The 25712-nt window shown below is 58.8% G+C and carries 23 protein-coding genes; 16 read left to right on the top strand and 7 right to left on the bottom strand.

The features are described from left to right. Positions 1–24: 24 nt before the first annotated feature. The 3 genes from AC2FJF_RS17105 (at position 25) to polA (ending at position 3800) form a co-directional block, all read left to right on the top strand. Entirely contained in the window at positions 25–201 is a 177-nt protein-coding gene (locus AC2FJF_RS17105) for a zinc-finger domain-containing protein (protein WP_108859985.1), read from the top strand. A 13-nt stretch (positions 202–214) separates the two neighbouring features. Then, positions 215–877 (top strand): YrbL family protein, encoded by a 663-nt coding sequence (locus tag AC2FJF_RS17100; protein WP_496726454.1) that lies wholly within the window; start codon positions 215–217, stop codon positions 875–877. Positions 878–1001: 124 nt separating this feature from the next. Continuing rightward, positions 1002–3800: a DNA polymerase I gene (polA, locus tag AC2FJF_RS17095; RefSeq protein ID WP_496726453.1), complete on the top strand. Its 2799-nt coding sequence runs from the start codon at positions 1002–1004 to the stop codon at positions 3798–3800. A gap of 58 nt (positions 3801–3858) precedes the next feature. Here polA and AC2FJF_RS17090 read toward each other — a convergent pair whose 3' ends face one another. Then, positions 3859–4089: a DUF2798 domain-containing protein gene (locus AC2FJF_RS17090; RefSeq protein ID WP_082637211.1), complete on the bottom strand. Its 231-nt coding sequence runs from the start codon at positions 4087–4089 to the stop codon at positions 3859–3861. A gap of 79 nt (positions 4090–4168) precedes the next feature. Continuing rightward, a complete protein-coding gene (locus tag AC2FJF_RS17085) occupies positions 4169–4918 on the bottom strand; it encodes a hydroxypyruvate isomerase family protein (protein WP_496726452.1) in 750 nt (249 codons plus the stop codon). A gap of 181 nt (positions 4919–5099) precedes the next feature. On the opposite strand from AC2FJF_RS17085, the gene AC2FJF_RS17080 reads away from it, so the two are divergent. Beyond that, positions 5100–6038 (top strand): DMT family transporter, encoded by a 939-nt coding sequence (locus tag AC2FJF_RS17080; RefSeq protein WP_496726451.1) that lies wholly within the window; start codon positions 5100–5102, stop codon positions 6036–6038. On the opposite strand, the gene AC2FJF_RS17075 is transcribed toward AC2FJF_RS17080, so the two are convergent. Continuing rightward, positions 6035–6613, bottom strand: a complete 579-nt coding sequence (locus AC2FJF_RS17075) for a DUF1285 domain-containing protein (protein ID WP_496726450.1) — start codon at positions 6611–6613, stop codon at positions 6035–6037. The genes AC2FJF_RS17080 and AC2FJF_RS17075 overlap by 4 nt on opposite strands. 64 nt (positions 6614–6677) lie before the next feature. On the opposite strand from AC2FJF_RS17075, the gene AC2FJF_RS17070 reads away from it, so the two are divergent. From AC2FJF_RS17070 to AC2FJF_RS17055, 4 genes are read left to right on the top strand one after another with little or no spacing between them, the layout of a single operon-like run. Further along, positions 6678–7685, top strand: a complete 1008-nt coding sequence (locus AC2FJF_RS17070; RefSeq protein ID WP_058272869.1) for an AAA family ATPase — start codon at positions 6678–6680, stop codon at positions 7683–7685. Then, positions 7682–8557: a DUF58 domain-containing protein gene (locus tag AC2FJF_RS17065; protein ID WP_496726449.1), complete on the top strand. Its 876-nt coding sequence runs from the start codon at positions 7682–7684 to the stop codon at positions 8555–8557. The genes AC2FJF_RS17070 and AC2FJF_RS17065 overlap by 4 nt, the downstream gene beginning before the upstream one ends. Then, the gene (locus AC2FJF_RS17060) at positions 8554–11316 is read left to right on the top strand and encodes a DUF4159 domain-containing protein (RefSeq protein WP_496726448.1); all 2763 of its coding nucleotides are present in this window, start codon (positions 8554–8556) and stop codon (positions 11314–11316) included. Before AC2FJF_RS17065 ends, AC2FJF_RS17060 begins: the two co-directional genes overlap by 4 nt. Next, positions 11313–13352, top strand: coding sequence for a hypothetical protein (locus AC2FJF_RS17055; protein ID WP_496726447.1), 2040 nt, complete (start codon positions 11313–11315; stop codon positions 13350–13352). The genes AC2FJF_RS17060 and AC2FJF_RS17055 overlap by 4 nt, the downstream gene beginning before the upstream one ends. A gap of 4 nt (positions 13353–13356) precedes the next feature. Here AC2FJF_RS17055 and AC2FJF_RS17050 read toward each other — a convergent pair whose 3' ends face one another. Further along, positions 13357–14202 (bottom strand): 2-keto-4-pentenoate hydratase, encoded by an 846-nt coding sequence (locus tag AC2FJF_RS17050; RefSeq protein WP_496726446.1) that lies wholly within the window; start codon positions 14200–14202, stop codon positions 13357–13359. A 115-nt stretch (positions 14203–14317) separates the two neighbouring features. On the opposite strand from AC2FJF_RS17050, the gene AC2FJF_RS17045 reads away from it, so the two are divergent. Next, positions 14318–16534: a response regulator gene (locus AC2FJF_RS17045; RefSeq protein WP_496726445.1), complete on the top strand. Its 2217-nt coding sequence runs from the start codon at positions 14318–14320 to the stop codon at positions 16532–16534. A gap of 9 nt (positions 16535–16543) precedes the next feature. Continuing rightward, positions 16544–17005, top strand: a complete 462-nt coding sequence (locus AC2FJF_RS17040) for a VOC family protein (RefSeq protein ID WP_496726444.1) — start codon at positions 16544–16546, stop codon at positions 17003–17005. On the opposite strand, the gene yaaA is transcribed toward AC2FJF_RS17040, so the two are convergent. The 3 genes from yaaA to AC2FJF_RS17025 form a co-directional block, all read right to left on the bottom strand. Beyond that, positions 16996–17766, bottom strand: coding sequence for a peroxide stress protein YaaA (gene yaaA / locus AC2FJF_RS17035; protein ID WP_282119643.1), 771 nt, complete (start codon positions 17764–17766; stop codon positions 16996–16998). The two genes, AC2FJF_RS17040 and yaaA, sit on opposite strands and share 10 nt — an antisense overlap. Positions 17767–17801: 35 nt before the next feature. Then, on the bottom strand, positions 17802–19841 hold the full coding sequence (gene recQ / locus AC2FJF_RS17030) for a DNA helicase RecQ (protein ID WP_496726443.1): 2040 nt from the start codon (positions 19839–19841) through the stop codon (positions 17802–17804). 78 nt (positions 19842–19919) lie between these two features. Continuing rightward, positions 19920–20207, bottom strand: a complete 288-nt coding sequence (locus tag AC2FJF_RS17025; RefSeq protein ID WP_058272877.1) for a YggT family protein — start codon at positions 20205–20207, stop codon at positions 19920–19922. 129 nt (positions 20208–20336) lie between these two features. Here AC2FJF_RS17025 and AC2FJF_RS17020 point away from each other — a divergent pair, with 129 nt between their 5' ends. From AC2FJF_RS17020 to AC2FJF_RS16995, 6 genes are all read left to right on the top strand, one after another. Then, a complete protein-coding gene (locus AC2FJF_RS17020; protein ID WP_496726442.1) occupies positions 20337–21704 on the top strand; it encodes an MFS transporter in 1368 nt (455 codons plus the stop codon). Continuing rightward, the gene (gene mepA / locus AC2FJF_RS17015; protein ID WP_496726441.1) at positions 21701–22564 is read left to right on the top strand and encodes a penicillin-insensitive murein endopeptidase; all 864 of its coding nucleotides are present in this window, start codon (positions 21701–21703) and stop codon (positions 22562–22564) included. The genes AC2FJF_RS17020 and mepA overlap by 4 nt, the downstream gene beginning before the upstream one ends. Further along, positions 22537–23421 (top strand): esterase-like activity of phytase family protein, encoded by an 885-nt coding sequence (locus AC2FJF_RS17010; RefSeq protein WP_496726440.1) that lies wholly within the window; start codon positions 22537–22539, stop codon positions 23419–23421. Before mepA ends, AC2FJF_RS17010 begins: the two co-directional genes overlap by 28 nt. Positions 23422–23512: 91 nt before the next feature. Further along, positions 23513–24157 carry a queuosine precursor transporter gene (locus AC2FJF_RS17005; protein ID WP_058279096.1) on the top strand — a complete coding sequence of 215 codons (645 nt, stop codon included), beginning with the start codon at positions 23513–23515 and terminating at the stop codon, positions 24155–24157. A gap of 264 nt (positions 24158–24421) precedes the next feature. Next, on the top strand, positions 24422–24841 hold the full coding sequence (gene arfB, locus AC2FJF_RS17000; protein ID WP_496726439.1) for an alternative ribosome rescue aminoacyl-tRNA hydrolase ArfB: 420 nt from the start codon (positions 24422–24424) through the stop codon (positions 24839–24841). A 60-nt stretch (positions 24842–24901) separates the two neighbouring features. Further along, positions 24902–25648 (top strand): SDR family oxidoreductase, encoded by a 747-nt coding sequence (locus AC2FJF_RS16995; protein WP_496726438.1) that lies wholly within the window; start codon positions 24902–24904, stop codon positions 25646–25648. The last annotated feature ends 64 nt before the right edge of the window (positions 25649–25712 follow it).

Here is a 25712-nt window from a genome sequence, read left to right as displayed (position 1 = left end):
ACAACCAATGAAGGATCGCCAGCCGTGACACTTGATGCACCGGAAACCAAGTTCGTCGAAACCGCACGTGTCGCCTGTGACGGCGGCGAAGGCGCATTGGGTCATCCGCGCGTTTGGTTGCAGATCCCCGAAGATACCGGCTGGGTCGAGTGCCCGTATTGCGATTGCAAATACGTACTGTCGGAGCACGACGCGCAATAAATTCGGAGGCCGGATGCTTTTTGCAGTGCAGCTTTTGCGGGTGTCCGATCAGGACCCGATTGCCAGCGGCGGACATCGAGACGTGTATGCCTGTCCAGGGCAATCGCACTTATTGATAAAGGTGACGCGCCCGCGCAAACGGCCCAACCGATCTTTTTCAAAACGGCTGATCCGGCGGCTTCTGCCCGATTCTGTTTTTCGCAATGCGCTGAAGGAAATCGAGGGTGAGATGAAGGCGTCGTTGAAAAGCGGCACCGACATCGAGCACCTGCCCTTGGCGCGATGTTTTGGCATAGCGCAAACCGACATTGGCCCGGCGATAATTGTGGAACGGATCGAATCCGATGACGGACAGCTCGCACGTCCCCTTGCGAAGCTGTGCGAGGATGGAACGCTGAGCGCTGATGTTCTGAGTGAATTGAACAGCTTTGCCCAAAAACTGTTTAAGCTTCAAATTGTTGCCCGCGATATTCACGAGACCAACATTGTCTACGGGCTGCGCAATCAAACCCGGATGTTTCTGCTGATCGATGGTTACGGAGAGCGCAATCTAATTCCATTGCGTACATTGAGCCGCAGATTGAACGACCGGTCGCTGCACAAGCAGATGAACGGCATCGCCGAGCGTGTGGGACTGATCTGGGACAGAACCGGGCAGGAATTCCGCGTCGCGTGATTGACGGCCTGCGTTGACGTTCCGGAACAGTTTTCCGGCCTCTTGTGTGGATTGACCACCTTCTTTGCTGGCCACCCGCGCGGGCCTGTGGCAGAACCGTTTCCAACCAGAACGGAGCGCGCGCATGAGCAATTTCGGAAAAGGGTGTCACCTGCATCTGATTGACGGATCGGCCTTTATTTTCAGGGCCTACCACGCGCTGCCGCCACTAACGCGAAAGTCGGACGGACTGCCGATTGGTGCAGTTTCTGGCTTTTGCAACATGTTGCAGAAATATGTTGAAGGGAACGCCGGCCCGGACGCACCGACCCATGTGGCGGTGATCTTCGACAAAGGCTCGCACACGTTCCGCAACGATATGTATGACCTCTACAAGGCCAACCGCGAAGCGATGCCCGAGGACCTGCGCCCGCAGATGCCCCTGACACGCGAAGCGACGAAAGCCTTCAACATCGCTTGTAAAGAGTTGGAGGGGTACGAGGCCGACGACATCATCGCGACCCTTGCGGTGCAGGCGCGTGAGGCGGGCGGGCGTGTGACCATCGTAAGCTCGGATAAGGACCTGATGCAGCTGGTTGGCGGCGGTGTCGAAATGCTGGATGCGATGAAGAACAAGCGCATCGACCGCGATGGCGTGATTGAGAAATTCGGTGTCGGCCCTGAACGCGTGGTTGATGTACAGGCACTGGCTGGCGACAGCGTCGATAACGTTCCCGGGGCTCCAGGCATTGGGGTCAAGACGGCCGCCCTGTTGATCAACGAATACGGTGATCTGGAAACGCTGCTGGACCGCGCAGAAGAGATCAAACAGCCCAAGCGTCGCCAGACCCTGATTGAAAAGCGCGACCAGATCGAGCTGTCGAAGAAACTGGTGCAACTGGACGAGAACACACCGCTGGACTTCACCCTCGACGATCTTGAGGTGAAAGACCCCGAGCCGGACACTTTGTTGGGCTTTCTGGCCGATATGGAGTTTCGCACGCTCACCAAGCGGATCGCAGACAAGTTGGGAGCCGAAGCCCCGGTAATCGCCGACGCGCCTGCGCCGGCTGCTGAGGAGGTCGAGGCCGAGACCATCCCGTTCGACGCGTCCAAATATGAATGCGTGCGAGATGCGGGTGCGCTGCAGAAATGGATAGATCAGGCGTATGAGCGCGGCTGGATCGCCGTGGATACGGAAACCACCGGCCTAAATGAAATGATAGCTGATCTTGTCGGCATCTCCCTGTCGGTTGAGCCGGGCGAGGCGTGTTACATCCCGCTGATCCACCGGGAAAGCGCCAGCGACGATCTGTTCGGTTCAGACGCGCTGGCCGAGGGGCAGCTACCGTTGGAAGAGGCGCTGACGCTGCTGAAGCCGATTCTCGAGGACCCGTCGATCCTGAAAATCGGGCAGAACATGAAATACGACGCCAAGATTTTCGCCCGCTATGGCGTGAATGTTGCGCCGATCGATGACACGATGCTGATGTCCTACGCGATGCATGGGGGTGAGCATGGGCATGGTATGGATACTTTGTCCGAACGCTATCTGAATCACACGCCGATCCCGATCAAACCGCTGCTGGGTTCGGGTAAATCGGCGATCACTTTCGACAAGGTGCCGATTGATGAGGCGACCGCCTATGCCGCTGAAGATGCCGACATCACTCTGCGCCTATGGAAGCTGTTCAAACCGCAACTGCATCAGGTGCAGGTGACAACGGTATATGAAACGCTCGAACGTCCGCTGGTGCCGGTTCTGGCCGAGATGGAGATGCACGGCATCAAGGTCGACCGCGATGTTCTGAGCCGGATGTCCAACGCATTTGCCCAGAAAATGGCAGGGTTAGAGGCTGATATCCACGAATTGGCGGGCGAGAATTTCAATGTTGGCTCTCCTGCCCAGCTTGGTGAGATTCTGTTCGACAAGATGGGGCTGGAAGGCGGCAAGAAGGGGAAAACCGGAAAATACTCGACCGGGGCTGACATTCTCGAAGACCTCGCGACCGAGCATGAATTGCCACGCCGAGTACTGGACTGGCGGCAACTGTCCAAGCTGAAATCGACCTACACCGATGCGCTGCAGACCCATATCAATCCAGATACGGGCCGGGTGCATACGTCTTATTCCATCACGGGGGCGAATACGGGGCGTCTGGCCTCGACCGATCCGAACCTGCAGAACATTCCGGTGCGTACCGAGGAGGGTCGGCGCATTCGCGAGGCGTTCATAGCCGAACCAGGCAATGTGCTGGTCAGCCTCGACTACAGCCAGATCGAGCTGCGCATTCTGGCGCATATCGCCGATATTTCGGCTCTGAAACAGGCGTTTTCCGACGGGCTGGACATTCACGCCATGACCGCGTCCGAGATGTTCGATGTGCCGCTGGACGAGATGACGCCGGATATCCGCCGTCAGGCCAAGGCGATCAACTTTGGTGTAATCTACGGCATCTCAGGCTTTGGGCTGGCGCGCAATCTGCGCATTCCGCGGGCCGAGGCACAGGGGTTCATCGACCGTTATTTCGAACGCTTCCCGGGTATTCGCAAGTATATGGACGACACTGTCGCCTTTGCCAAAGAGCATGGCTATGTGCAGACTTTGTTCGGACGTAAAATTCATACACCCGAGATTAATGCCAAGGGGCCGCATGCGGGGTTCTCGCGCCGGGCGGCGATCAATGCACCGATTCAGGGAACGGCGGCGGATGTAATCCGGCGCGCGATGGTGCGGATGCCAGATGCGATCAATGGTCTGCCCGCCAAGATGCTGCTGCAGGTGCATGACGAATTGCTGTTCGAAGTCGCCGAGGATGCGGTGGACTCTTTGATCGATGTCGCACGCGACGTGATGGAAGGCGCATCTGATCCAGCTGTGAAGCTGGATGTGAAGCTGAGCGTGGATGCCGGGCAAGGCGCCAACTGGGCTGAGGCGCACTAGAAATTCATCAAGCGGGCGGCGCTGCTCATCAGGCCCGGCGGGCCCTCTTTGCAGCGGGTCAGTCTTGCGGTCTGACCCACCCCTCGACCATACGTTTTACTGTTGGTCCAAGGGTTAGGATGACGGCGAAGGCGATGGGCCAGCAAAAAGCCCAGGAACCCATCCAGTCACCAAATGTGGACGGTCCGAAACCGACAGCTTTGACCGTGGCGATGCCAGTGACGATACAGGACATGAGGCCGGACATGATCAGTCCGAATACAGCGTGGGCCAAGCGGGCAGGGATCATTTCGGGCATCCTTAAGGTCGCGATGCCCCGGTTTTAGATATTTTCCCCCTGATTGCCAGACGGAATAGGGAATCTGGCGTCACATCCAGCCCAATGAGTGCACGGTTCTGGATGTTGACGGTGTGTATTCGGCGCTAACCCAACCGGAATATCCCGACGCCGTCATAGCGTTAAAAAGCTGAGCGAAATCCGTCGGACCGCGTCCCGGTTCAGAGCGGTCCGGGGCGGCTCCGACCTGGGCATGTACGACCCTTGGATGAAACTGTTCCCAAACAGCCAGCGCATCTCCATGGATCATATGGGCGTGAAAGCTGTCGTATTGCAGGCCGACATTCGGGCGATCCACACGGTCCAGGATGTCAGCAGCCAGGTTGTAATCGTTGAGGAAGTAATCGGGCTGAGACACGGGGTTGAGCGGTTCAATCGTAAATTGTTGGTGCGGTGCAAGGTCGGCCGTCCATTGCAGGTTGTGCACCATGCATTCAAACGCGTCCGGTCCCGAGGAATAACCTGACATGATGTGGATCAGCCCCGGGCGCAGAACCTGAGCATAGCGCAAAACGCGGCGGATATCCGACTGGAACCGGCCTTCACCACCGGGAACAGCGGCATAACCGGGATCGCCGCCGGTGTAATTGGGTGGAGGCGCATTGATCAGCACCAGATCCAAACCGTTGGCCAGCAACGCGCGGTGTGTCTCTTTGGCGGCCAGGTCGTAGGGAAACAGAATTTCAACCGCCATGAACCCGGCCTCTGCGGCGGCCTGAAACCGGTCCAGGTAGGGAAGCTCGGCAAAGAGCAGGGAGATATTGGCCGCGAATTTTGGCATCGGAAGCCTTTTGATAGCTGGTGCGCTGATCTTATCCGCGAGGCGTTTTTAACGAAAGAGACCGAAAACGACAGTTTGTCGAAATTCGACCAGATCGGCCTGACTGAATCAGCGAGGGTCTGGGCAACGCGGCGAATCATTTCAGAACGCCGTGCCAACAAAAGGTTCGAACATTATGGCGATGAGCCCAAACCCCGCGCGCGGGAACGCCCTTTCTGCGTCTGCCGGGCAAAATTCGGCCTTGTCCGGCAACGGCTTGGCAGTGGCATCCATGCTGACGTGGGCGGCTGGGTTTCCGGCGGCCGAGGTGCTGTTGCAGACATGGCCGCCAGTTGCGCTGTTGGTTGCGCGCATGGCCATGGCTGTTGCGTTTCTACTCCCGATTTGGGTCATGATAGATGGCCCGGAACGGGTTCTGCGCGCCCGTTGGGGACATGCGTTTGTTGTCGGCGGGTTTGGCATCGGTCTGGGGATGTTTCTGCTGATCGTGGCGCAAAAACTGATGGACCCGGTCACAACGGCCATCATTGCCTCATGCGCGCCATTGATTGCGACATTGCTGGAACTTGCGTCTGGTACTCGGCGACTCAAGTGGAATTTTGCTGTTGGGGTTCTGATCTCGGTAGTGGGTGGATTGATCGCCACCAGCGCGGTAGCCCCGGCACAGTTGGGTTTGGGCGCGGCCTGTGCCGTTGCAGCGACAGCCCTGTTTTGCTGGGGTAGCCAGGCAACCTCGCGAGATTTCCCCGAATTAAGCCAGACCGGGCGCGCAGCGGTCACATTTGTTGGCGGGTTCTTCATGGCAACCATCCTGATGGCCGGCGCACATCATCTGGGCATGGATATCGTGCCGTCCATTTCTATCGACACGCGTCAAATTGGGATGCTGGCGATCTATTCGCTGATTTCCATGGCGCTCAGCCAGATCCTGTTTGTCGCATCGATTGGCAAACTGGGCGTCGCGCTTACGTCCTTTCACATCAATGTCGCCCCCTTCTACGTGATGCTGATCATGCTGGTGCTGGGCGAAGAGTGGAACTGGACCCGAGCGCTGGGTGCAGGGGTCGTGGCAATGGCTGTTGTTCTGGCACAGGATCGTCGGGTCGCAAAACCGGCCTAGTCGGTCAGGCTGTCCGACCGGATAAGCGGGAAAAACTGCCCACTGGACCAGACGCCAAACCAGCCATCTTTGTGCGTTGCGATGTCCACAAGACGATAAAAGCTTTTGCGATCTATGCGCGCCTCAAGATTTGCGCGAACCAATACGTAAGGTGACGGCTCGTCTGTTTCGGGATTGATGACAATCCGGATCGGGTGATCAGGACCAGCTATCGCGGTATCACCAACACGGGTCGTAAATGTCAGTACTTGGGCCTGACCCTCGCCTGCCGCGTCAAAATCCACGGCCACAAAGGGCGCATCCTCGACAGTGATTCCCACCTTTTCCACCGGGGTCACAAGGTAGTATTTCCCGTCTTCTTCCTTAAGAATTGAGGAAAAAAGCTTCACAAGCTCGAACCGGTTGATCGGCGACCCTAAATAAGTCCAAGACCCATCTTTTGCGATATGGATGTCCAGATCGCCGCAAAACGGAGGATTCCACAGGTGAACAGGGGGTAAACCCCTGGTTTTGGCCGCTTTGACCGAGGCCGCCAGCCCGTCCGGAGAGGGGGTCACAGGTTTTTGTCCGCTCATTGCTTTTGCCATTTCCTTTTCGCGCGATACACTTCAACCATAATAGTCCACGGAAGGGAAAGTCATGACCGAACCTGCCGACCTCGTGTCCGAGATCGAAGCGCTGGAAATCAAACTGCAAGAGGCCAAGGCCTCGATCACCCGTCGCTTTATCGGACAGGAAAGGGTCGTGGACCTGACGCTGACCGCGCTATTGTGCGGTGGGCACGCCCTGCTGATCGGCCTGCCTGGGCTTGGCAAGACGCGGCTGGTTGAAACGCTGTCGACCGTGATGGGTCTGCACGGTAACCGCATCCAGTTCACGCCTGATCTGATGCCCGCCGATATTCTGGGGTCCGAGGTTCTGGACACAGCCGAGGATGGCAGCCGCCACTTTCGCTTTATTTCCGGTCCGATCTTCTGCCAGCTGCTGATGGCGGACGAAATCAACCGCGCCAGCCCCCGGACTCAATCAGCGCTTTTGCAGGCGATGCAGGAACGCACTGTGACTGTGGCTGGCGAAGACCGCGATCTGGGTGAACCATTCCACGTATTGGCGACGCAAAACCCGATCGAGCAAGAGGGTACTTATCCACTGCCCGAGGCGCAGCTGGACCGCTTTTTGGTGCGGATAGACGTGGATTATCCCGATCGCCAGACCGAGCGCGATATTCTTTTGGCCACGACTGGCGTGGAAGAGGACGAAGCGCACGAGATTTTCAGCAAGGAAGAGCTGTTGGCCGCTCAGACCCTGTTGCGCCGGATGCCGGTCGGGGACTCGGTTGTGGAACTGATCCTCGATCTTGTCCGCGCCTTCCGCCCCGAAGAGGCGGGTGTATCTGAGCGGGTGGCTGAAACCGTCGCCTGGGGCCCCGGCCCCCGTGCTGCACAAGCGCTGATGATGACAGTGCGCGCCCGGGCGATGCTGCAGGGGCGTTTGGCCCCAAATTCCGAGGATGTGCTGGACATGGCGCGTCCGGTGCTCAGCCACCGGATGGCGTTGAACTTTGCGGCGCGGGCGCGCGGTGACAGTTTGGCTGACCTGATCGACTCGACTGCCGCTGGTCTTGTCCGCACCGAGGCTGCGGCGTGAATGCGGCGCTGACCCTTCGAGAAAGATCTGAGGCCGAGGCGTCCCGGCTGCCGCCGCTCTTGGCGCGGGCCGAGCAGCTGGCCGGTACGGTTCTGCTGGGCGATCACGGTCGACGCCGCGCGGGGCTTGGTGACGATTTCTGGCAATATCGCCCTGCTCAGATCGGCGACAGCCGCCGGATGATCGACCATCGGCGCTCTGCCAGGGGCGATCAGCAATTTGTGCGTGAACGCGAGTGGCAGATTGCACAATCGGTAATGCTGTGGGTCGATCAGGGCGCGTCGATGCGGTTTGCGTCTGACAAGAACCTGCCTACCAAGGCCGACCGCGCTCGTCTGCTGGGGTTGGCAACCGCGATCCTGCTGGTGCGCGGGGGTGAGCGTGTCGGTTTGACTGGTACGACCCTGCCGCCGCGACGCGGTAATGCTCAGATCATCCGACTGGCAGAAGCGTGGTCCGAGGATGCTGAGAGCGACTATGCGCCACCCGAACACCGCGCCATGATCCCGCATGCCCGCGCCGTTTTCATTTCCGATTTCCTTGGTCCGCTGGACGAGGTCGAACTGGCCCTCACCAAAGCCGCCGACCGGGGGGTGCGGGGCTTGGTCCTGCAGGTTCTCGATCCCGGAGAAGAGACCTTTCCGTACCGGGGGCGCACGATCTTTGAAAGCGTCGGCGGGTCTGTCCGACACGAAACCCTAAAGGCCGGAGAACTGCGCGAGCGGTATCTGGAACGACTTGCGAAACGCAAGGATGCGCTGACCCATTTGTGCCGCGCAACGGGCTGGCAGCTGGGGCTGCATCACACCGGTGACAGTGCGCAAGCAGCTCTGTTGTGGCTCTATCGTGCGCTGGATGGGGGAACGGGATGACGGTTTTGGCGGGAATTGGCTTTACCGCACCGTGGGTGTTGATGGGTCTTTTGACCCTGCCGGTCCTGTGGCTAATCCTGCGTGCCGTGCCACCCGCGCCGATCCGTCGGTTGTTCCCGGCGGTGACGCTGCTGCTGGGGTTGAGGGATGACGAAAGCGTTTCTGACCGCACCCCATGGTGGCTGTTGTTGCTGCGCATGCTGGCGGCGGCGGCGATTATCATTGGATTGGCCGGACCGGTCCTGAACCCCTCGCGCGATCAGGCAGGTTCAGGTCCGTTGCTGCTGGTTCTGGATGCCAGCTGGGCCGGGGCGACCCGCTGGTCAACGACGCTGGATCAGATCGATGTGCAGCTGACCGAGGCCGGGCGCGCGGGTCGCACCGTGGCCATCCTGCGCCTGACCGAACCTGAAACCCCCGTTTTTCAAGCCGCCGAAGCATGGCGCGGCCGTTTACCCGGGCTGACCCCGACACCGTGGCAACCGACCCCGGCGCAAGTCGATATGGCGCTGGCTGCCATGGATCAGGTGGACGGAGGGTTTGACACCCATTGGTTCAGCGATCGCTTAACCTACCAGGGGCACGAGGCGATCCTGTCTGCCCTGCGCGCGCGCGGTGATGTGACAGTCTATCAGGCCCCGTCGCCTGCGGTTGCGATTCTGCCTGCTACATACCAGGACGGGGTCATTCAATTGTCCGCGCAACGGGCGGAACCCGGTCCGGCAGATCGCGTCACGATACTGGCTCAGGGGCGTGACCCCGCCGGTGCAATGCGTGTTCTGCAATCGGCCGAGATGGAGTTTGCCGGCGGCGAGACACAGGCGCAGGTAGAACTGTCGCTGCCTTCCGAACTGCGCGCGCGCATCACCCGGTTCGAGATTCAGGGTGAGCGTTCGGCAGGGGCCGTCACGCTGACCGATGACAGCTTGCGGCGACGCGAAGTCGCCCTGATTGCCGGATCGCTGAACCGCGAAGGGTTAGAGCTGTTGTCGCCGTTGCATTACCTGACGCAAGTTCTGACCCCTACGGCGGACTTCGTCGATGGCGGATTGCTGGAAGTCCTGCCCGCCAATCCAGATGTGATCGTGCTGGCCGATGTGGCGAAACTGGCCGGGTCCGAACAGGCGGCGCTGGTCGAATGGGTGGAACAGGGCGGTTTGCTGCTGCGCTTTGCAGGGCCGCGGATGGCGGCCAGTGATCTTGGCCGGGATGCTGAGGATACCCTGTTGCCGGTGCGCCTGCGCAGCGGCGGACGCTCGGTCGGTGGCGCGATGAGTTGGGGCGAAGCCAAAGGGCTGGCACCTTTCCCGGAGAACTCGCCCTTTTATGGGTTGAAGGTACCGGAAGATGTCACAGTGACCACGCAGGTCATGGCGCAACCAGACCCTAATTTGGCGGATCGGGTCATTGCCTCACTTTCGGATGGCACGCCCTTGGTGACGCGCAAAGCGTTGGGATTGGGGCAGGTGGTACTGTTCCATGTGACGGCAGATGCAGAATGGTCCAGCCTTCCCTTGTCTGGGCTTTTTGTTGAAATGTTGGACCGGCTGGCGGTGTCATCAGCGGCGAAATCGCGGCAGGAGTCACAGTTGCAAGGCACCACGTGGGAACCGATTCAGGTTATGGATGGCTTTGGTGTTCTGTCTGATGCCGGAAATCTACCGGGCGTCGATGGTGTTGAGCTTGTGGCCGGTCAGATCGGTCCCGATCTGCGACCCGGCCTTTACGAAAGCGGCAAACAGAAATTGGCACGCAACGTTCTGTCCGATGAAACGGTTCTCAGCCCAGCGGTCTGGCCGTCGGATGTTCCGATCAAGGGCCAGGAGGTCAGCACCGAAACACCCATTGGGGGCATCCTGCTGAGCCTTGCATTGTTGTTACTGACGATTGACGTCATCGCCTCGCTGGCACTATCCGGTCGCCTGGGTCTGGCCAGGGCGGCTGCTGTCGCACTGGGGGCGGTTTTGCTGGTGCCCGAAGTACAGGCGCAAACGCCCGAAAGTACAGATTTCGCGTTGAACGCCACACAGGAATTGGTTCTGGCGCATGTTCTGACGGGTGATCAGCAGGTTGACGATATTGCGGCTGCAGGAATGCGCGGATTGGCTCAGACGTTGTTTTTCCGAACCTCGGTAGAACCTGCTGAACCCATTGGCGTAGATCTGGAGCGGGACGAGTTGGCGTTTTTTCCGTTGCTTTATTGGCCGATCGCACCCGACCAGCCGCAACCGTCGGCTGAGGCTTATGCCAAGCTCAACGCTTACCTGCGTTCGGGCGGAATGATCCTGTTCGACACGCGAGACGCGGATGTAGCGCGCTTCGGGGCCGCCAGCCCGAATGGGCGCAAGTTGCAACAGATCGCTGCCCCGCTGAATATCCCTTCGTTAGAGCCTGTTCCGCGTGACCATGTTCTGACCCGTGCCTTCTATCTGCTGCAGGATTTCCCAGGCCGCTACGCGGGCACTGAAGTGTGGGTCGAGGCCGCACCCATGGATGCCGAGCAGATCGAAGGCATGCCCTTCCGCAACCTCAATGACAATGTGACACCGGTGGTGATCGGCGGCAATGACTGGGGCGCGGCCTGGGCCATTGATCGCAACGGCCAGGCGCTGCTGCCGGTCGGCCGTGGGTATGCGGGTGAGCGGCAGCGTGAGCTTGCAAACCGCTTTGGTGTCAATCTGGTGATGCATGTGCTGACCGGGAACTATAAATCAGATCAGGTGCACGTGCCTGCCTTGCTGGACAGGTTGGGACAATGACTGGAACCGTCATCTTCGATCCGCTGATCCCCTGGCCCATTCTCGCCATCGTGGTGGCGATTGCTGTCGCTGGGGTTGTTCTGGCCCTGTGGCGCGGTCTGTCTGGCTGGGCTTTGCGCGGTTTGGCGGCGCTGGTTGTGATCGCTGCGCTGTCAGGTCCGGTCTATCAGATCGAAGATCGCGCGCCGCTGACCGATATCGTTCTGATGATCGAGGATGAAAGCGCCAGTCAGACCCTTTCGGACCGGGCGGATCAGACTGCACAGGCCACAAAGGAATTGGCGGCCGAGATTGAATCCCGTGACAATACGGAACTGCGCCGCATTCGCGTAGGCGACGGAGACGGGGATGAAGGCACGCAGGTGATCGCGGCGCTGAACGAAGCGTTGGCCGAAGAGCCGCGCGCGCGGATCGCGGGCATCCTAGTTGTATCGGACGGCATCGTGCATGATGCCGATCAGGCCCCCGACCTGCCCGCGCCCATGCACCTTTTGCAGACAGGGCGTGCAACGGATTGGGATCGCCGTCTGATCGTCCGCAATGCACCTGCCTTTGCCATTATTGATGAACCCGTCACCTTGACCCTAAGGGTTGAGGATAGCGGTGCAGCACCCACTGGGGCCTCGACCGCGCCGCTCGAAATTTCGGTCGACGGGGCCGAAGCCGAGCAATTCACGATCCCCATTGGTGTTGATGTCGAGCTGCCGATCACGCTGCCCCATGGCGGGCGCAACGTGATTCAGTTCACCGTGCCAGAGGCTGAGGGCGAGCTGACCGATCGCAACAATACGGCGCTGATCCAGATGAACGGGGTCCGTGACCGGCTGCGCGTGTTGCTGGTGTCTGGAGAGCCGCATCCGGGTGGGCGAACATGGCGCAACTTGCTGAAATCCGACAGTTCTGTGGATCTTGTGCATTTCACCATTCTGCGCCCCCCTGAAAAGCAGGACGGGGTGCCGGTGGATGAATTGTCACTGATCGCCTTCCCGACGCGCGAGCTGTTTCTGGAAAAGATCAACGATTTCGACCTGATCATCTTTGACCGCTACAAGCGGCGTGGCATCCTGCCTGCTATCTATCTGGACAATGTCACCAACTATATCAACGAAGGTGGTGCCGTTCTTGTTGCTGCCGGACCAGATTTCGCCAGCGCCGACAGTATCTTCCGCTCACCCTTGGCACCGATCCTGCCTGCGCAACCCACTGCGCGGGTGATCGAGGAACGCTATGTACCTATGGTCACCGACCTGGGGCATCGCCATCCGGTCACGACGGACCTTGGCGACTCGGATAACTGGGGTGCTTGGCTGCGCCAGATCGACGTCAATCACCGCACGGGTGAGGTGTTAATGACGGGCGTGGATGACCGGCCCCTGTTGGTGCTCAACCGTGTTGGCGAAGGGCGCGTGGCGCTGCTGGCCTCGGACCATGCCTGGTTGTGGAGCCGGGGATTCGAAGGTGGCGGACCGCAGCTGGAATTGCTGCGCCGATTGGCGCATTGGATGATGAAAGAGCCCGAGCTCGAGGAAGAGGCCTTGTGGGCCGAGGCCAATGGTCAGGTGATGCGCATCATCCGTCAAACGCTGGGGGATGAGGTCGGGCCGGTAACCGTAACCCGCCCGAACGGCGAAACGGTCGAAATTACCTTGGATGAGGTCTCGCCGGGGCGGTTCGAAGCACAGTATTTCGGGCCGGAAATCGGCCTCTATCGCCTTCAGGAAGGGGAGCAATCCACCGTCATCGGGCTTGGCCCCGCGGCACCCAAGGAATTCGAACGCACGATCGCAACGGCCGAGGTTCTGGAACCTGTGACGGCAGAATTGCGCGGCGGTACGGTGCGTTTGGAGGAGGGTTTGCCGTCGATCCGCAACGTACGTGCCGGGCGTCCCGCATCAGGGCGCGGATGGATCGGTCTGACCCCGCGCAACGCCTATGAAACACGTGACGTGACGCAGGCCGGGCTATTGCCACCTTGGCTTGTATTGCTGCTGGCGGGCGGGTTCCTTCTGGCGGGCTGGCTGCGCGAGGGACGGTGACAGGTCAGTCAAACACCACGCTTACCGTGGGATTGCCGGGCAAGCCGACGTAAGACACAGACGCCCCGCCTTTACCCTTTGCGGGCGGGAATAACGGCCCGAATGATCCGACGGAAATCAGGTCCCCCGGTTGAAATTCAATCCCTTTGGACATCAGCCAAAGGGCGGCATTGGCCGGATGCCCCAGTACCGCTGTGCCCGGTGCCTGCGCCAAAATCTCGTCATCTACGGCGCGGAGGGTGACGGTCATATCAGCCAAGGCCTGCACCATAGCTGCCGGATCGGACACAGGGATTTCTGCTCCCAAAACACCCAGCTTCGGAGCAACGCCAATTGCTGTCAGCGTGACCGGGGTGATCGGTTCACCCTCGGCAAAGGTCAGGTCCGGTAGCTCGATAAACGGGCGAATGGCTGAGATGCCTTGCAGCACCTCCTCTGGCGACGTGGCCTGATTGATATCCGCTGTGCCAACAACTAGCACCAGATCGGCCTCAAATACCGGTCGCGCACCCCAGTCTGATGGAACGGTCGCGCCGTCATCCAGCATCATGTCGCGGAACAATACGCCCTGAACCGGTTCGGATGCGCCAAATCTTTCTTGTGCCGGTGCGCTGGTCAAACCGGCCTTGTAGCCGATGACCGGCCCTAAATGTGGCTCTAATGCGGACACTATGAGCGCTTGCGTGCACAGCGCGTCATTCATTGTGCCATCAGATGAAAGGGCAGGTGTGGGCGAAGCTGAGAGGTAATCCGCGATGAACTGATCGATCTGATCATCCGTTGCGCAGCCTGCCGCCACAGGATGGGCAAACACGCCACAGGCCAACAAAGCGCCGAAGAAACCCTGCATATCACACCTCCGTTTTGGCAAGAGTGGCACGAGGTTCGATCATTGGGCAACGGCTTAAACAGTTCTTCACTCTCTGCCCGGATGCTGGACGCAGATTGTTCCGGAAACACCAAAGATGAGTCTTGCAGGAAAACTGTCACAGGAACGGCGCGCACGTCTGGCGGCCGAGCGGTTGTTGGAAATGAAACAGGCAGAGCTGTCGGCGGCGAATCGCAAACTGGGCCTGCATGCGATGGCATTGACCAAGCGGATCGGCGAAACCCAGGCCGAGGTTGAAACGGTCCGGGGTGAAAATGAAAAGGTCAAATCCGATCTGACGGTCGCCAACGCCAAGATCGAGGTAGCCGAGCGCCGCCTGTGGCATTCTATCCAAACTATTCAGGATGGATTCGCGTTCTTTGACGAGGAAAGTCGCCTGATCGGGGCAAACGCGGCTTACTTGAGCGTCTTTGACGGGCTGGAAGAGGTTGCGCCGGGTGTAACCTATCCTAGGATTCTTGAGATTCTGACGACCGAGGGGCTGATTGATCTTGGGTCCGAGCCGACGTCCGGCTGGCGTGAGAGAATGCTGCAGAGATGGGCCATGCCGCATCCACAGCCCGAGGTTATCCGGCTGTGGAACGGCCATTACATCAAGCTAATCGACCAGCGCGGTCATGGTGGCGATGTGGTGAGTCTGGCCCTGAACATCTCGGCATCCGTGCGCCATGAGGCCGAATTGACCTCTGCTCGTGAACGGGCCGAGGCGGCAAACCGCGCCAAATCGGCCTTTCTGGCCAATATGAGCCATGAAATCCGAACCCCGATGAACGGTATCGTGGGCATGACTGAATTGCTGACTGAAACACCTTTGGATGAAGAACAACGGCTGTATTTGAACACCATCCGCAACTCGGGCGAGGCGCTATTGGTGATTATCAACGACGTCCTGGACTATTCCAAGATCGAGGCGGACAAGCTGACCCTGCACCCGGAACAGTTCGACTTTGAACGCTGCATTCTTGAAGTCGCGATGCTGCTGCAACCCAGCGTGCGCGATAAAGGTCTGACGCTATTGGTGGATTACGATCTGTTCCTGCCCACATTGTTTGTCGGCGATCCGGGGCGGGTCCGGCAGGTTTTGACCAATCTTGTCGGCAATGCGGTCAAGTTCACGTCCGAGGGCCATGTCCTGATCCGTGTCACCGGCGTACCGAACCCGGATGCCCAATCCTGCGATGTGCATGTCGCGATCGAAGATACCGGTATCGGCATCGACGAAGACAAGATCGGGCACATTTTTGGTGAATTCAATCAGGTCGAAGACGAGCGAAACCGGGCCTTTGAAGGAACCGGTCTGGGCCTTGCCATTACCAAACGACTGATCACATTGATGGGCGGTTCTATCTGGGTGGACAGCGAGCCGGGGCAGGGGTCCTGCTTTGGCTTTCGTGTCTCACTGCCGACCGCTGAAGGCCCGCAACCTGCCCCGCCCGATCTTGATGGGCGCCTGCGCCATGTGATGATCGTCGAGGATTTGGCCGCCAATTGCGCGATCCTGTCCAAACAGCTGGGTCGACTGGGGGTGCAGGTCACCGTTTGCACCTCGGGCCGAGAGGCACTGACAGCGCTGGACGACAGTGTGGACCTTCTGCTGTGCGATCATGACCTGCCCGACATGGACGGGCTTGAGCTGGCTGTCCTGCTGAAAGACAGGGGATGGGGCGCTCTGCCGGTTGTCGTGATGTCGGCCAATCCCGGTGTCATTCACGCCCACCCCGCACGCCACCTGATCCAAGGCGTTCTGCAAAAACCGATCCCCAGGGCCGAGCTATACGCCCGCCTGAAAGCGCTTGGCAATCCAAAGGGCGTCGAGACGCCTTCGGAGACCGCTCCGATCAGCCAGGCACTCGACCAGCCCGCATGTGAAGGAACGCAGCGCATCATGCGTGTTCTGGCGGCCGAAGATAACCGGACCAATCAACTGATTCTTAAGAAGATGGTCAAAGATTTAAACATTGACTTGCGCTTTGCCGGCAACGGGATCGAAGCGGTGCAGGAGTATCAAGAGTTTGACCCCGACCTTATCTTTATGGATATCTCGATGCCTAAAATGGACGGCAAACAGGCCACAGCCGAAATCCGGCGCCGCGAGATTGAGACCGGCCGACATGTTCCCATTGTCGCTCTGACGGCTCATGCGATGGCTGGTGATGATCAGGGGATCTTGTCTGCCGGGCTGGATCACTACCTGACCAAACCGCTGCAAAAGCAAACGATTCACCAGATGGTTCTGACCCATAGGCCGGATGATTGTTGCCCGGTTGTTGCAGAGGAAATCCAGGCTGACTAGATTGAACCCATGTCTGAAGATCGTGGATTTCAGCCCCGCGCGCTGGGTGAAATTGCCATCCGCTGCGCGGATATGGCCGCCATGGTCGCGTTTTATGAAAACGTGATCGGGTTAGAGCGTCTCAGCGGTGACCACAACAGCGCGATCACCTTTTTCCAAATCGCGCCCGGATATGGTGGCCATACGCAGGTTCTGGCCCTGTTTCACCACACTGCCGCCCCGCGACCAGGGTTGCACCCGACCGGGTCGCAAAACCCGGTGACGGGTGGCGCGTCATCCCTTCATCATATCGCATTGTCGCTGCCATTTGACGAACAAGACGCGGTAATGCGGTGGTATGACCACCTTGGCCAGCCCTACCGCGTCGAGCAGTTCGGATGGATCGGCTGGCGCGGCATCTTCACCGAAGATCCCGAAGGCAATACGGTCGAACTGGTCGCTTATGACCCATCTATGTTGGATCAGGCCTGATAGGGGCGCACGAAGACTGGTTTGTTTTCTTCTGACAAATCGGGGCGGTATTCATAACCACCTGAGTCAAAGTCCAGCAGCCCTTTTGGATCGTCCAGCCTGTGCTGAATGACATACCGTGCCATCGCACCGCGCGCCTTTTTGGCAAAAAAGCTCACGATCTTTGGCGTGCCGGCTTTGTCTTCCATGAAAACAGGGGTGATAACGCGAAGTTTCAGCGCTTTAAGGTCTACTGCGCCAAAATACTCCTGGCTGGCGCAGTTCACCAGGACTTCTGATCCAACCTCAGCACCTTGCGCGTTAAGCGCTTTGCTCAGTTGATCGCGCCAGTACTCATACAGGTTCTTTCCGCGGCGGGTTTTAAGCTTGCTGCCCATCTCAAGCCGATAAGCCTGAATGGAATCCAGCGGGCGCAGCACACCGTAAAGACCGGACAGAATGCGAAGATGATCCTGCGCCCAGGCCATCTCCTCGGCATCTAGCGACGCAGCTTCAAGCCCTTGATAGGTGTCGCCCGCAAAGGCCAGCGCGGCGGGGCGTGTCACATCCGCCTCGGGCGCGTCTGAGAATGCGCGATACCGGTCGCGGTTCAGGCGCGCGAGATCATCGCTTAGGTCCATCAGTTTTTTCAGATCACCCAGTGTCAGATTGCGGGCGGTTTTTGACAGGCGGATGGCATCGTCCTGAAAGTCTGGCTGCGTGACTTCGACATCCCGTTCCGCCCAGTCCAGCCGCTTGGCCGGGGAAATAACTACCAGCATATCCGCTCTCTTTCCTTGCCTGTTCTGGGCCGTATCTAGTCCGTCTGTCGCAGCACGTCCAGAAAGGCGGCTCCAAACCTTTCGTGACGGCGGTCACCCAGAACATGTTCCATTGCGCGCGGGTCATCTGACCGCAATTGTGCAACCTTGGCGAGTTGCGAGGCCGAGCAAGTTAGCGGCTTGTCGATCCCCTGCGGACCGCGTGACAGCTGCGACTGCACTTCAAGCAACTGGTCATAGATATCTCCCTGATCCCGGCCAGCCAATTTGCGGCGCGCGGGATGAACGGCTTCAACCTCACCGGCGACGACTTCAAGAAACGTGTCACCATAACGTTCCAGCTTTTTCGCGCCGACCCCGCCAATTCGGGCCATATCGTCCAGAGACAGGGGGCGTTTCTCAGCCATTTCGATCAGCGTGCGGTCGGGGAAGATGACATAGGCCGGAACCCGCGCGGCTTCGGCCAAAGCGCGCCGTTTGGCTTTCAGGGCCGATAGCAGCGGCGCGTCTTCTTCAGACACCATCATTTTGACCGCCGGGCGGCGTCCGGCCTTGCGCAATGTGTCCTTGCGCAGGTTGATCCGGGCCTCACCCTTCAGGATGGGCTTGGCAGCCTCTGTCATTTGCAGTGCGCCGTGGCGTTCGGGGTCCGGGCGGACCAGATCATGCCCCATCATCTGTCGGAAAATGGCCTGCCATTGCGGGCGCGACCACTCATTGCCGATCCCATAGGTCGACAGTTGGTCATGACGTCGCGCGCGGATCTTGTCGGTTTCATTGCCCAGCAGGATGTCGATCAGGTGGCCGGCGCCGAACCATTCCTCGGTGCGCAGGATTGCAGACAAGGCCATGCGGACGGGCGTGGTCCCATCGAACACTTCGGGCGGGGCGTCACACAGATCGCACTTGCCGCAAGGTTCTGCCTGTTCACCGAAGTAGCCCAAGAGAGTCTGACGGCGGCATAACAATGCTTCGGCCAGACCCAATAGAGAATTCAGGCGTGCATGGTCGGCCATGCGACGTTCTGGCGGGGCCAACCCTTCGTCGATTTGCGAGCGGCGCAGGCGGATATCGTCGGGGCCGAACAGAGTCAGCGTCTCGGCAGGGCCACCGTCGCGGCCCGCACGGCCGATTTCCTGATAATAGGCCTCGATGGATTTGGGCAGGTCGGCATGGGCGACCCATCGAATGTCGGGTTTGTCGATGCCCATGCCAAAAGCGACGGTGGCAACCACGATCAACCCGTCTTCGCGGGCAAAGCGGGTTTCGACGATACGACGATCCTCGGCCTCCATTCCGCCATGATAGTGGCAGGCAGAGTGACCTTCCGCGCGTAAGGCTTGCGCGAGCACTTCGGTTTTGTTGCGAGTGCCGCAATAGACGATGCCAGATTGCCCTTTTCGGGCACTGGCAAAGTCTAGGATCTGTTTGCGGGGGCCATCCTTGGCCCCAAAGGCAAGGTGGATATTGGGCCGGTCGAACCCGCGCAAAAACTTGTTGGGGGGCGTGCCGTCGAACAGTTTTTCGACAATCTCGTCCTGCGTTTCGGCATCCGCGGTGGCGGTGAAGGCGGCGAGGGGGACGCCCAGCGCGCGCCGCAGCTCACCGATCCGCAGGTAGTCGGGGCGGAAATCATGGCCCCACTGGCTGACGCAATGGGCTTCATCCACGGCAATCAGACTGACGTTGATCCGGCGCAGCATCCCCAGCGCCGATCCTGCCGCCAGACGTTCGGGGGCCATGTAAAGCAGCTTGAGCCGCCCGGCCTCCAGCGCTTCCCACACGGCATCCGTTTCTTCGGGCGTGTTGCCCGAGGTCAGAGCACCTGCTTCAACGCCGGCCTCTTGCAGCCCGCGAACCTGATCGCGCATCAGGGCGATCAGCGGGGAAATCACCACCGTCACGCCATCCCGCATCAACGCAGGTAGTTGGAAACAAAGGGATTTACCGCCACCCGTCGGCATGATCGCCAGCACGTTTTCACCTGCGGTCACGGCATCGACGATCTCTTCCTGCCCGGGGCGGAAGTCGTCGAATCCAAAGACATCTCGCAGCATCGGTGCGGCGTCGAACATGTGCGGGGTTGCCCTGTTTTAAGGTTTATCTGCTCTTAAGACAGGACAATCACATACTAAGATTCGGTGAACAAGGCCTCAGACAAAATAGCCCACATTGTTGATCAGAATAATCCGCAAGGCATAAACGCCGATCAGTACCACCAAGGGTGTCAGATCGAGTCCGCCCATATTGGGCAGAATGCGACGGATCGGACCATAAATAGGCTCTAATATGCGATTCAGGCCGTACCAGATTTGTGCGACCAGCTGTTGATGCAAATTAAGCACCTGAAAGTTGATCAGCCAGCTCATGATCACATGGGCCAGGATGATGAACCAGACAATGTCCAGGATCAGCAGAAGGATTTGGATCAGCGACAGCATGGGCACTCCGTTTTCACATTTGCTGAGACGTAAGCGCCCCTGCGGCAAAGAGCAAGTGTAAGCCAACAGAACCCTTGCGAATTAGGCCAAAGCCCCGTCTTATGAAGACAACGATAAACAGGGGCAGTTATGGCAGAAATTTCCAAGCGCAAGCGCATTTGGGGTTGGTGGTTTTTCGACTGGGCCAGTCAACCGTATCACACGCTTTTGGTAACCTTTGTTTTTGGTCCCTACTTTGCCGGGGTGGCGGCAGAGTATTATCTGACGTCCGGTCTGGATGCTGATGCGGCCGATGCGCGGGCGCAGACGGTGTGGGCGAATTGCATGACCATCATTGGGTTGATCATCGCCTTTGGCGCACCGTTGATGGGGGCCATGGCGGATGTTTCGGGTCGCCGAATGCCATGGATTTTCGCGTTTTCGGTGATGTATGCGGTGGGGTCCGCCGCGCTTTGGTACACGATGCCCGACGGGTCGAATATGTGGCTGATGTTGTCGGCCTTTGGTCTGGGCTTTGTTGGCGCGGAATACGCTCTGATCTTCATCAATTCGCAGCTGCCCGATTTGGGGGACGAAAATGAGGTTGGTGAGATTTCGGGGTCAGGATTTGCCTTTGGCTATTTTGGTGGGCTGATCTCACTTGCGATCATGCTGGCGCTGTTCGTCGAGCAGGCCAACGGCAAGACCCTGATCGGGATGGATCCGCTGTTTGGGCTGGATGCCTCAATGCAGCAGGGCACACGTTTCGTGGGGCCATTCACGGCGGTTTGGTTCGTTCTGTTCATGATCCCCTACTTCCTTTGGGTCCGGGATGATGCGCCGACCGACAAAAAAGGCAATGTGGGCGACGCCCTGCGCCTTCTGGTCAAGTCGATTTCCAATCTGCGTCACCGGGTCAGCCTGGCCACCTACCTTGGATCATCCATGTTCTACCGTGACGCGTTGAACGGGCTTTACACCTTTGGCGGTGTTTATGCGCGACTGGTGCTGGAATGGGACCTGATCAAGATCGGTGTCTTTGGTATCGTCAGCGTTCTGGCTGCGGCTGCGTTTTCGTGGATCGGCGGTAAGCTGGACAAGAAATACGGCCCTAAACCAGTAATTTTAGTGGCTATCTGGGTGCTGATCTTTGTTTGCATCACCATCGTGTCGATGGACCGCACACAGATCTTTGGCATGTCTTTACCCGAAGGATCCGGCCTGCCTGATCTGGTGTTCTTTGGCTGTGGGGTTCTGATCGGCGGTATGGGCGGTATTCTGCAATCCGCCAGCCGTTCGATGATGGTGCGACACACCGACCCCAAAGCCCCGGTCGAAAGCTTTGGGCTTTACGGTTTGTCGGGTCGTGCCACAGCCTTTGCCGCCCCCTTGCTGATCGGAATAGCCACAACTGTAACCGGCAGTGCAAGACTGGGGGTGTCACCCATCGTTCTGTTGTTTATTCTGGGCCTAATACTGATGCGCTGGGTGAAACCGGAAGGGGATCAGAGCAGATGATTTTATTACGTTTTTTGACGATACTGGCCGCGATAGTTCTGACGAACACTGCTACGGCGCAGCCTCTGGCAAAGCAGTTGTTCGGGGCGCAAAAAGTAAGTTCGCAGCAGAAATCCGCCGCCTTCGGCAGTTATTCGCGCGGGTGCGCAGCTGGGTCGGTGCAATTGCCCGAGACGGGACCGACATGGCAGGCGATGCGGCTGTCACGCAATCGCAATTGGGGACATCCTGAGGCGATTGATTATGTGCAGGACCTCAGCAGGTTTGCGGCAAAGCAGCCCGGGTGGAACGGGCTATATGTCGGCGATATCAGCCAGCCGCGCGGTGGGCCGATGACATCCGGGCACCGCAGCCATCAACTGGGTCTGGACATCGATATCTGGATGCTGCCCGGCGACAACATGCGCTTAAGCCGCAAGGCGCGTGAGAATATCTCGTCGATTTCATTGCGCCGATCGAATGGCGCGTTTGTCAACGGTAACTGGACAAAACAACACCATGCTGTGCTGCGTGCGGCGGCCAAGGACAAACGCGTTGCGCGTATTTTTGTCTTTCCCGGTGCCAAGGCGGAAATGTGCAAAAACGAGAAGGGCAATCGTGCCTATTTGCGCAAGATCAGGCCCTGGTGGGGACATCATTATCATTTCCATGTCCGTCTGAAATGCCCGCGCGGCTCTAAAGGTTGCGTTAATCAGGATCCTCCGCCAAAAGGGGATGGCTGTGCCGAGGCGCAGCAATGGGTGAATAATATCCTTAACCCACCCCCACCCGACCCAAATGCCCCAGCGCCCAAGAAACGGCGTGAATATCGATTGGCCGATCTACCTCAGCAATGCACACAAGTTCTGCAATCCAACTGATCGTCGCAGTATTGCTGGCCGGGGCGGCTTGGGCAGTTGATCTCAAGACACCCAACCACCTTGGCAGTTTTACATGGCGTCACACGGCCGAGTGGTTTGGCGGGATTTCTGCCATCCACATCTCGGATGATGGCCGCCATTTGATTGGAATTACAGATCGTTCGACACTGATTGCCGCACGGGTCGAGCGTAATGATGACGAAATTATCGACATTCAGATCACTGAAAATTGGCCTCTCATTTCCAGCAGAGGACGCCCTCTGACTGGTGGGGCCGGGGATTCCGAAGGCATAGCCATTGCCCCTGATGGCGCCCTGTTCGTCTCGTTCGAAGGTATCCACCGCGTGGTATATTACCCCGCGCCAGGGACCAAAGCGCAGGTTCTGCCGCGACCCAAGGCGTTCGACGGCTTTGAGGTCAACGGCTCGCTTGAGGCGTTGGCCATTGATCGGCGCGGCCACATTTTCACAATGCCCGAGGAAAACCGAACAGCGACGGGTGATATCCCTGTCTATCGGTGGGACGGTCAGGCGTGGTCGACGCCTTTCGCCTTGCCACAACGGGGGGATTTTCTGCCGGTTGCAGCAGATTTCGGACCGGATAGCAGGCTTTACGTTTTGGAACGGGATGTCGGTTGGATCGGGTTCCGTTCGCGTCTGCGGCGATGGGAGTTGGACGGTGACACCCCAAGCGCCGAAGAGATTCTTTTCCAAACTGGGACCGGTGCACATGACAACCTCGAGGGTTTGTCTGTCTGGCGCGACGACGAGGGCCGCTTGCGGGCCACTATGGTGTCAGATGACAATTTTCTGGCGCTTCAGCGTACTGAACTGGTCGAGTATGCTCTGCCCGATTGACACGTCCAAAGCAAAGGTCTAGAAGCGCGGCTTGCCTTGGGACGGTCCCTTGGCCAAGTCGCCGCTACCTTGTCAAAACGGGCATCTGAAAATGCAACGCGCTTATATACCCGGCATTATTGCCATGGCTGCCATTGTTGTGGCCTCGAATTTTCTGGTTCAGTTCCTGATCTTTGACGGGCTGCTTACCTGGGGTGCTTTCACCTATCCGCTGGCCTTTCTGGTCACCGACATCATGAACCGCGTCTATGGCGTGGCGACCGCCCGCAAAGTCGTGTTTGCCGGGTTTATCACCGGTATCATCTGCTCGCTGATCGGCAGCCAGATCATGCTGCAAGGTGACGGTTTCACTTATGCCGCTGTGCCGCTGCGAATCGCCGTTGCGTCCGGGACCGCTTTCCTGCTCGCGCAGCTTACGGACGTCACCGTGTTCAACTCATTGCGTGGCGGCCGTTGGTGGCGCGCGCCGCTGGTCTCGACCCTGATCGGATCGGCGTTGGACACCACTTTGTTCTTCACCATCGCATTCTCGGCTTCGATTACTCTCTTTGGTGCCGACGCCGACGCCGCAATCAGCTGGGCGTGGGAGCCTGTACCCTTCATGCTGACCGGTCCGATGGCGCCCCTGTGGGTAACGCTGGCCTTTGCGGATTGGCTGGTGAAATTGTCGCTGGCGATGATCGCGCTGATCCCGTTCAAGGTGATCGTGGCGCGACTGACCGCTCAGCCGGCGTAAAAAAAAACGTTTTGAGTTTCGTGCAACTCGTGGCACGATTCCAGTAACCGAAACAGTTTGAAAGGAGGTGATCCAATGTCGAGAAAGGGATTGGAGAGAGGTGTTGGAACAACCGGGGGGATCGCCTGTTAAGGCAGCCCTTGGCGGAGCGCTCGCTCCGGCTGGTCGATTGATCTAACCGACCCAACCTCCTGAGCTTTCGAAGGGCCGTCCCATACGGGGCGGCCCTTTTTGTTTTCGGATCAGGCCTGTAAGGTCAGCCTCATGTTGCGCATCACCGACGATATCACCCTGCAAGACTGGGAAATGACCGAAAGCTTTGTTCGCTCATCCGGTCCCGGCGGGCAGAACGTGAACAAGGTGTCCACCGCCGTCGAATTGCGGTTCGAGGCGGCGCGCTCACCTTCTTTGCCTGATCCCGTCAAATCGCGGCTCAAGCGGCTGGCGGGGCGACGCTGGACCAAAGAGGGCGCGATCATCATTCAATGCGACGAAACCCGCAGCCAGGCGCGCAACCGCGAAATCGCGCGCAACCGGCTGGCCGAGCTGATCACCCGCGCTATGATTAAACCCAAGCGCCGTATCGCCACCAAACCCACCTATGGCTCGGTCAAACGACGTCTGGCGGCCAAGAAAGCACGGTCGGGCGTCAAATCCCTGCGCGGTAAAGTTTCCGAAGATTGATCTGGTATCTTTGCGGCGCATCGCTACTCTGACCCGGCGCAGTTGCAAGAGGACAAGATCATGAGGTTAGAGGGAAAAACCGCCATTGTAACCGGCAGCGCATCAGGCTTTGGTGCCGGTATCGCGCGGAAATTCCTGTCCGAAGGTGCGCGGGTCATGATTGCCGATATCAACGGCGATGCGGCAGAGGTTCAAGCCAATCAACTGGGCCCGAACGCTTTTGCCCATCAAGTCGATCTGGCCAACGGCGCATCGGTTCAGTCGATGGCAGACGTGGCTTTTGATCGTCTGGGTCATCTCGATATTCTGGTCAACAACGCGGGGGTCACTCATATGCCTACCCCGTTAGAGGAAGTCAGCGAAGAAGATTTCGACCGCGTTTTCAACATAAATATGAAGTCCGTTTATCTGACGGCGCGCGCCCTTGTTCCGCATATGAAATCGCGTGGTACTGGCGCGATCCTGAACGTGGCCTCGACAGCGGGGCTGTCGCCACGACCGAACCTCAACTGGTACAACGCCTCCAAAGGTTGGATGATCACCGCGACCAAGACGATGGCAGTCGAACTGGCACCATCAGGCGTCCGGGTGAATGCCATCTGCCCGGTGGCGGGCGAGACACCTCTGCTCAAATCCTTCATGGGAGAGGACACGCCCGAGATGCGGGCCAAGTTCCTGTCGACCATACCGCTGGGCCGATTCTCAACGCCTGAGGACATGGCCAACGCGGCCTGTTTTCTGTGTTCCGACGAGGCCAGCATGATCACCGGCACTGCATTGGAGGTCGACGGTGGCCGCTGCATCTGATCCGCTCTTCATTTGGCAAAAAATATCTCGACCGGAGGCAGCGCGGTTGCGCGCTCTTCTGCTC

It is taken from the genome of Ruegeria sp. CDSB013 (genome assembly GCF_059611165.1).
The sequence above is the reverse complement of the archived record's forward strand: the minus strand, read 5'-3'. Positions and strand labels throughout refer to the sequence as shown.

Excerpts from the sequence above, each read along its gene's own strand:
- AC2FJF_RS17075 (WP_496726450.1), bottom strand. The coding sequence starts at position 6,613 with ATGAGCGGACAAAAACCTGTGACCCCCTCTCCGGACGGGCTGGCGGCC.
- AC2FJF_RS17050 (WP_496726446.1), bottom strand. The coding sequence starts at position 14,202 with ATGCAGGGTTTCTTCGGCGCTTTGTTGGCCTGTGGCGTGTTTGCCCAT.
- AC2FJF_RS17060 (WP_496726448.1), top strand. The coding sequence starts at position 8,554 with ATGACGGTTTTGGCGGGAATTGGCTTTACCGCACCGTGGGTGTTGATG.
- polA (WP_496726453.1), top strand. The coding sequence starts at position 1,002 with ATGAGCAATTTCGGAAAAGGGTGTCACCTGCATCTGATTGACGGATCG.
- AC2FJF_RS17025 (WP_058272877.1), bottom strand. The coding sequence starts at position 20,207 with ATGCTGTCGCTGATCCAAATCCTTCTGCTGATCCTGGACATTGTCTGG.
- AC2FJF_RS17005 (WP_058279096.1), top strand. The coding sequence starts at position 23,513 with ATGCAACGCGCTTATATACCCGGCATTATTGCCATGGCTGCCATTGTT.
- AC2FJF_RS17020 (WP_496726442.1), top strand. The coding sequence starts at position 20,337 with ATGGCAGAAATTTCCAAGCGCAAGCGCATTTGGGGTTGGTGGTTTTTC.
- recQ (WP_496726443.1), bottom strand. The coding sequence starts at position 19,841 with ATGTTCGACGCCGCACCGATGCTGCGAGATGTCTTTGGATTCGACGAC.
- AC2FJF_RS17045 (WP_496726445.1), top strand. The coding sequence starts at position 14,318 with ATGAGTCTTGCAGGAAAACTGTCACAGGAACGGCGCGCACGTCTGGCG.
- AC2FJF_RS17010 (WP_496726440.1), top strand. The coding sequence starts at position 22,537 with ATGCACACAAGTTCTGCAATCCAACTGATCGTCGCAGTATTGCTGGCC.
- yaaA (WP_282119643.1), bottom strand. The coding sequence starts at position 17,766 with ATGCTGGTAGTTATTTCCCCGGCCAAGCGGCTGGACTGGGCGGAACGG.
- mepA (WP_496726441.1), top strand. The coding sequence starts at position 21,701 with ATGATTTTATTACGTTTTTTGACGATACTGGCCGCGATAGTTCTGACG.
- AC2FJF_RS17100 (WP_496726454.1), top strand. The coding sequence starts at position 215 with ATGCTTTTTGCAGTGCAGCTTTTGCGGGTGTCCGATCAGGACCCGATT.
- AC2FJF_RS17080 (WP_496726451.1), top strand. The coding sequence starts at position 5,100 with ATGAGCCCAAACCCCGCGCGCGGGAACGCCCTTTCTGCGTCTGCCGGG.
- AC2FJF_RS17040 (WP_496726444.1), top strand. The coding sequence starts at position 16,544 with ATGTCTGAAGATCGTGGATTTCAGCCCCGCGCGCTGGGTGAAATTGCC.
- arfB (WP_496726439.1), top strand. The coding sequence starts at position 24,422 with ATGTTGCGCATCACCGACGATATCACCCTGCAAGACTGGGAAATGACC.
- AC2FJF_RS17085 (WP_496726452.1), bottom strand. The coding sequence starts at position 4,918 with ATGCCAAAATTCGCGGCCAATATCTCCCTGCTCTTTGCCGAGCTTCCC.
- AC2FJF_RS17070 (WP_058272869.1), top strand. The coding sequence starts at position 6,678 with ATGACCGAACCTGCCGACCTCGTGTCCGAGATCGAAGCGCTGGAAATC.
- AC2FJF_RS17055 (WP_496726447.1), top strand. The coding sequence starts at position 11,313 with ATGACTGGAACCGTCATCTTCGATCCGCTGATCCCCTGGCCCATTCTC.
- AC2FJF_RS17090 (WP_082637211.1), bottom strand. The coding sequence starts at position 4,089 with ATGATCCCTGCCCGCTTGGCCCACGCTGTATTCGGACTGATCATGTCC.
- AC2FJF_RS16995 (WP_496726438.1), top strand. The coding sequence starts at position 24,902 with ATGAGGTTAGAGGGAAAAACCGCCATTGTAACCGGCAGCGCATCAGGC.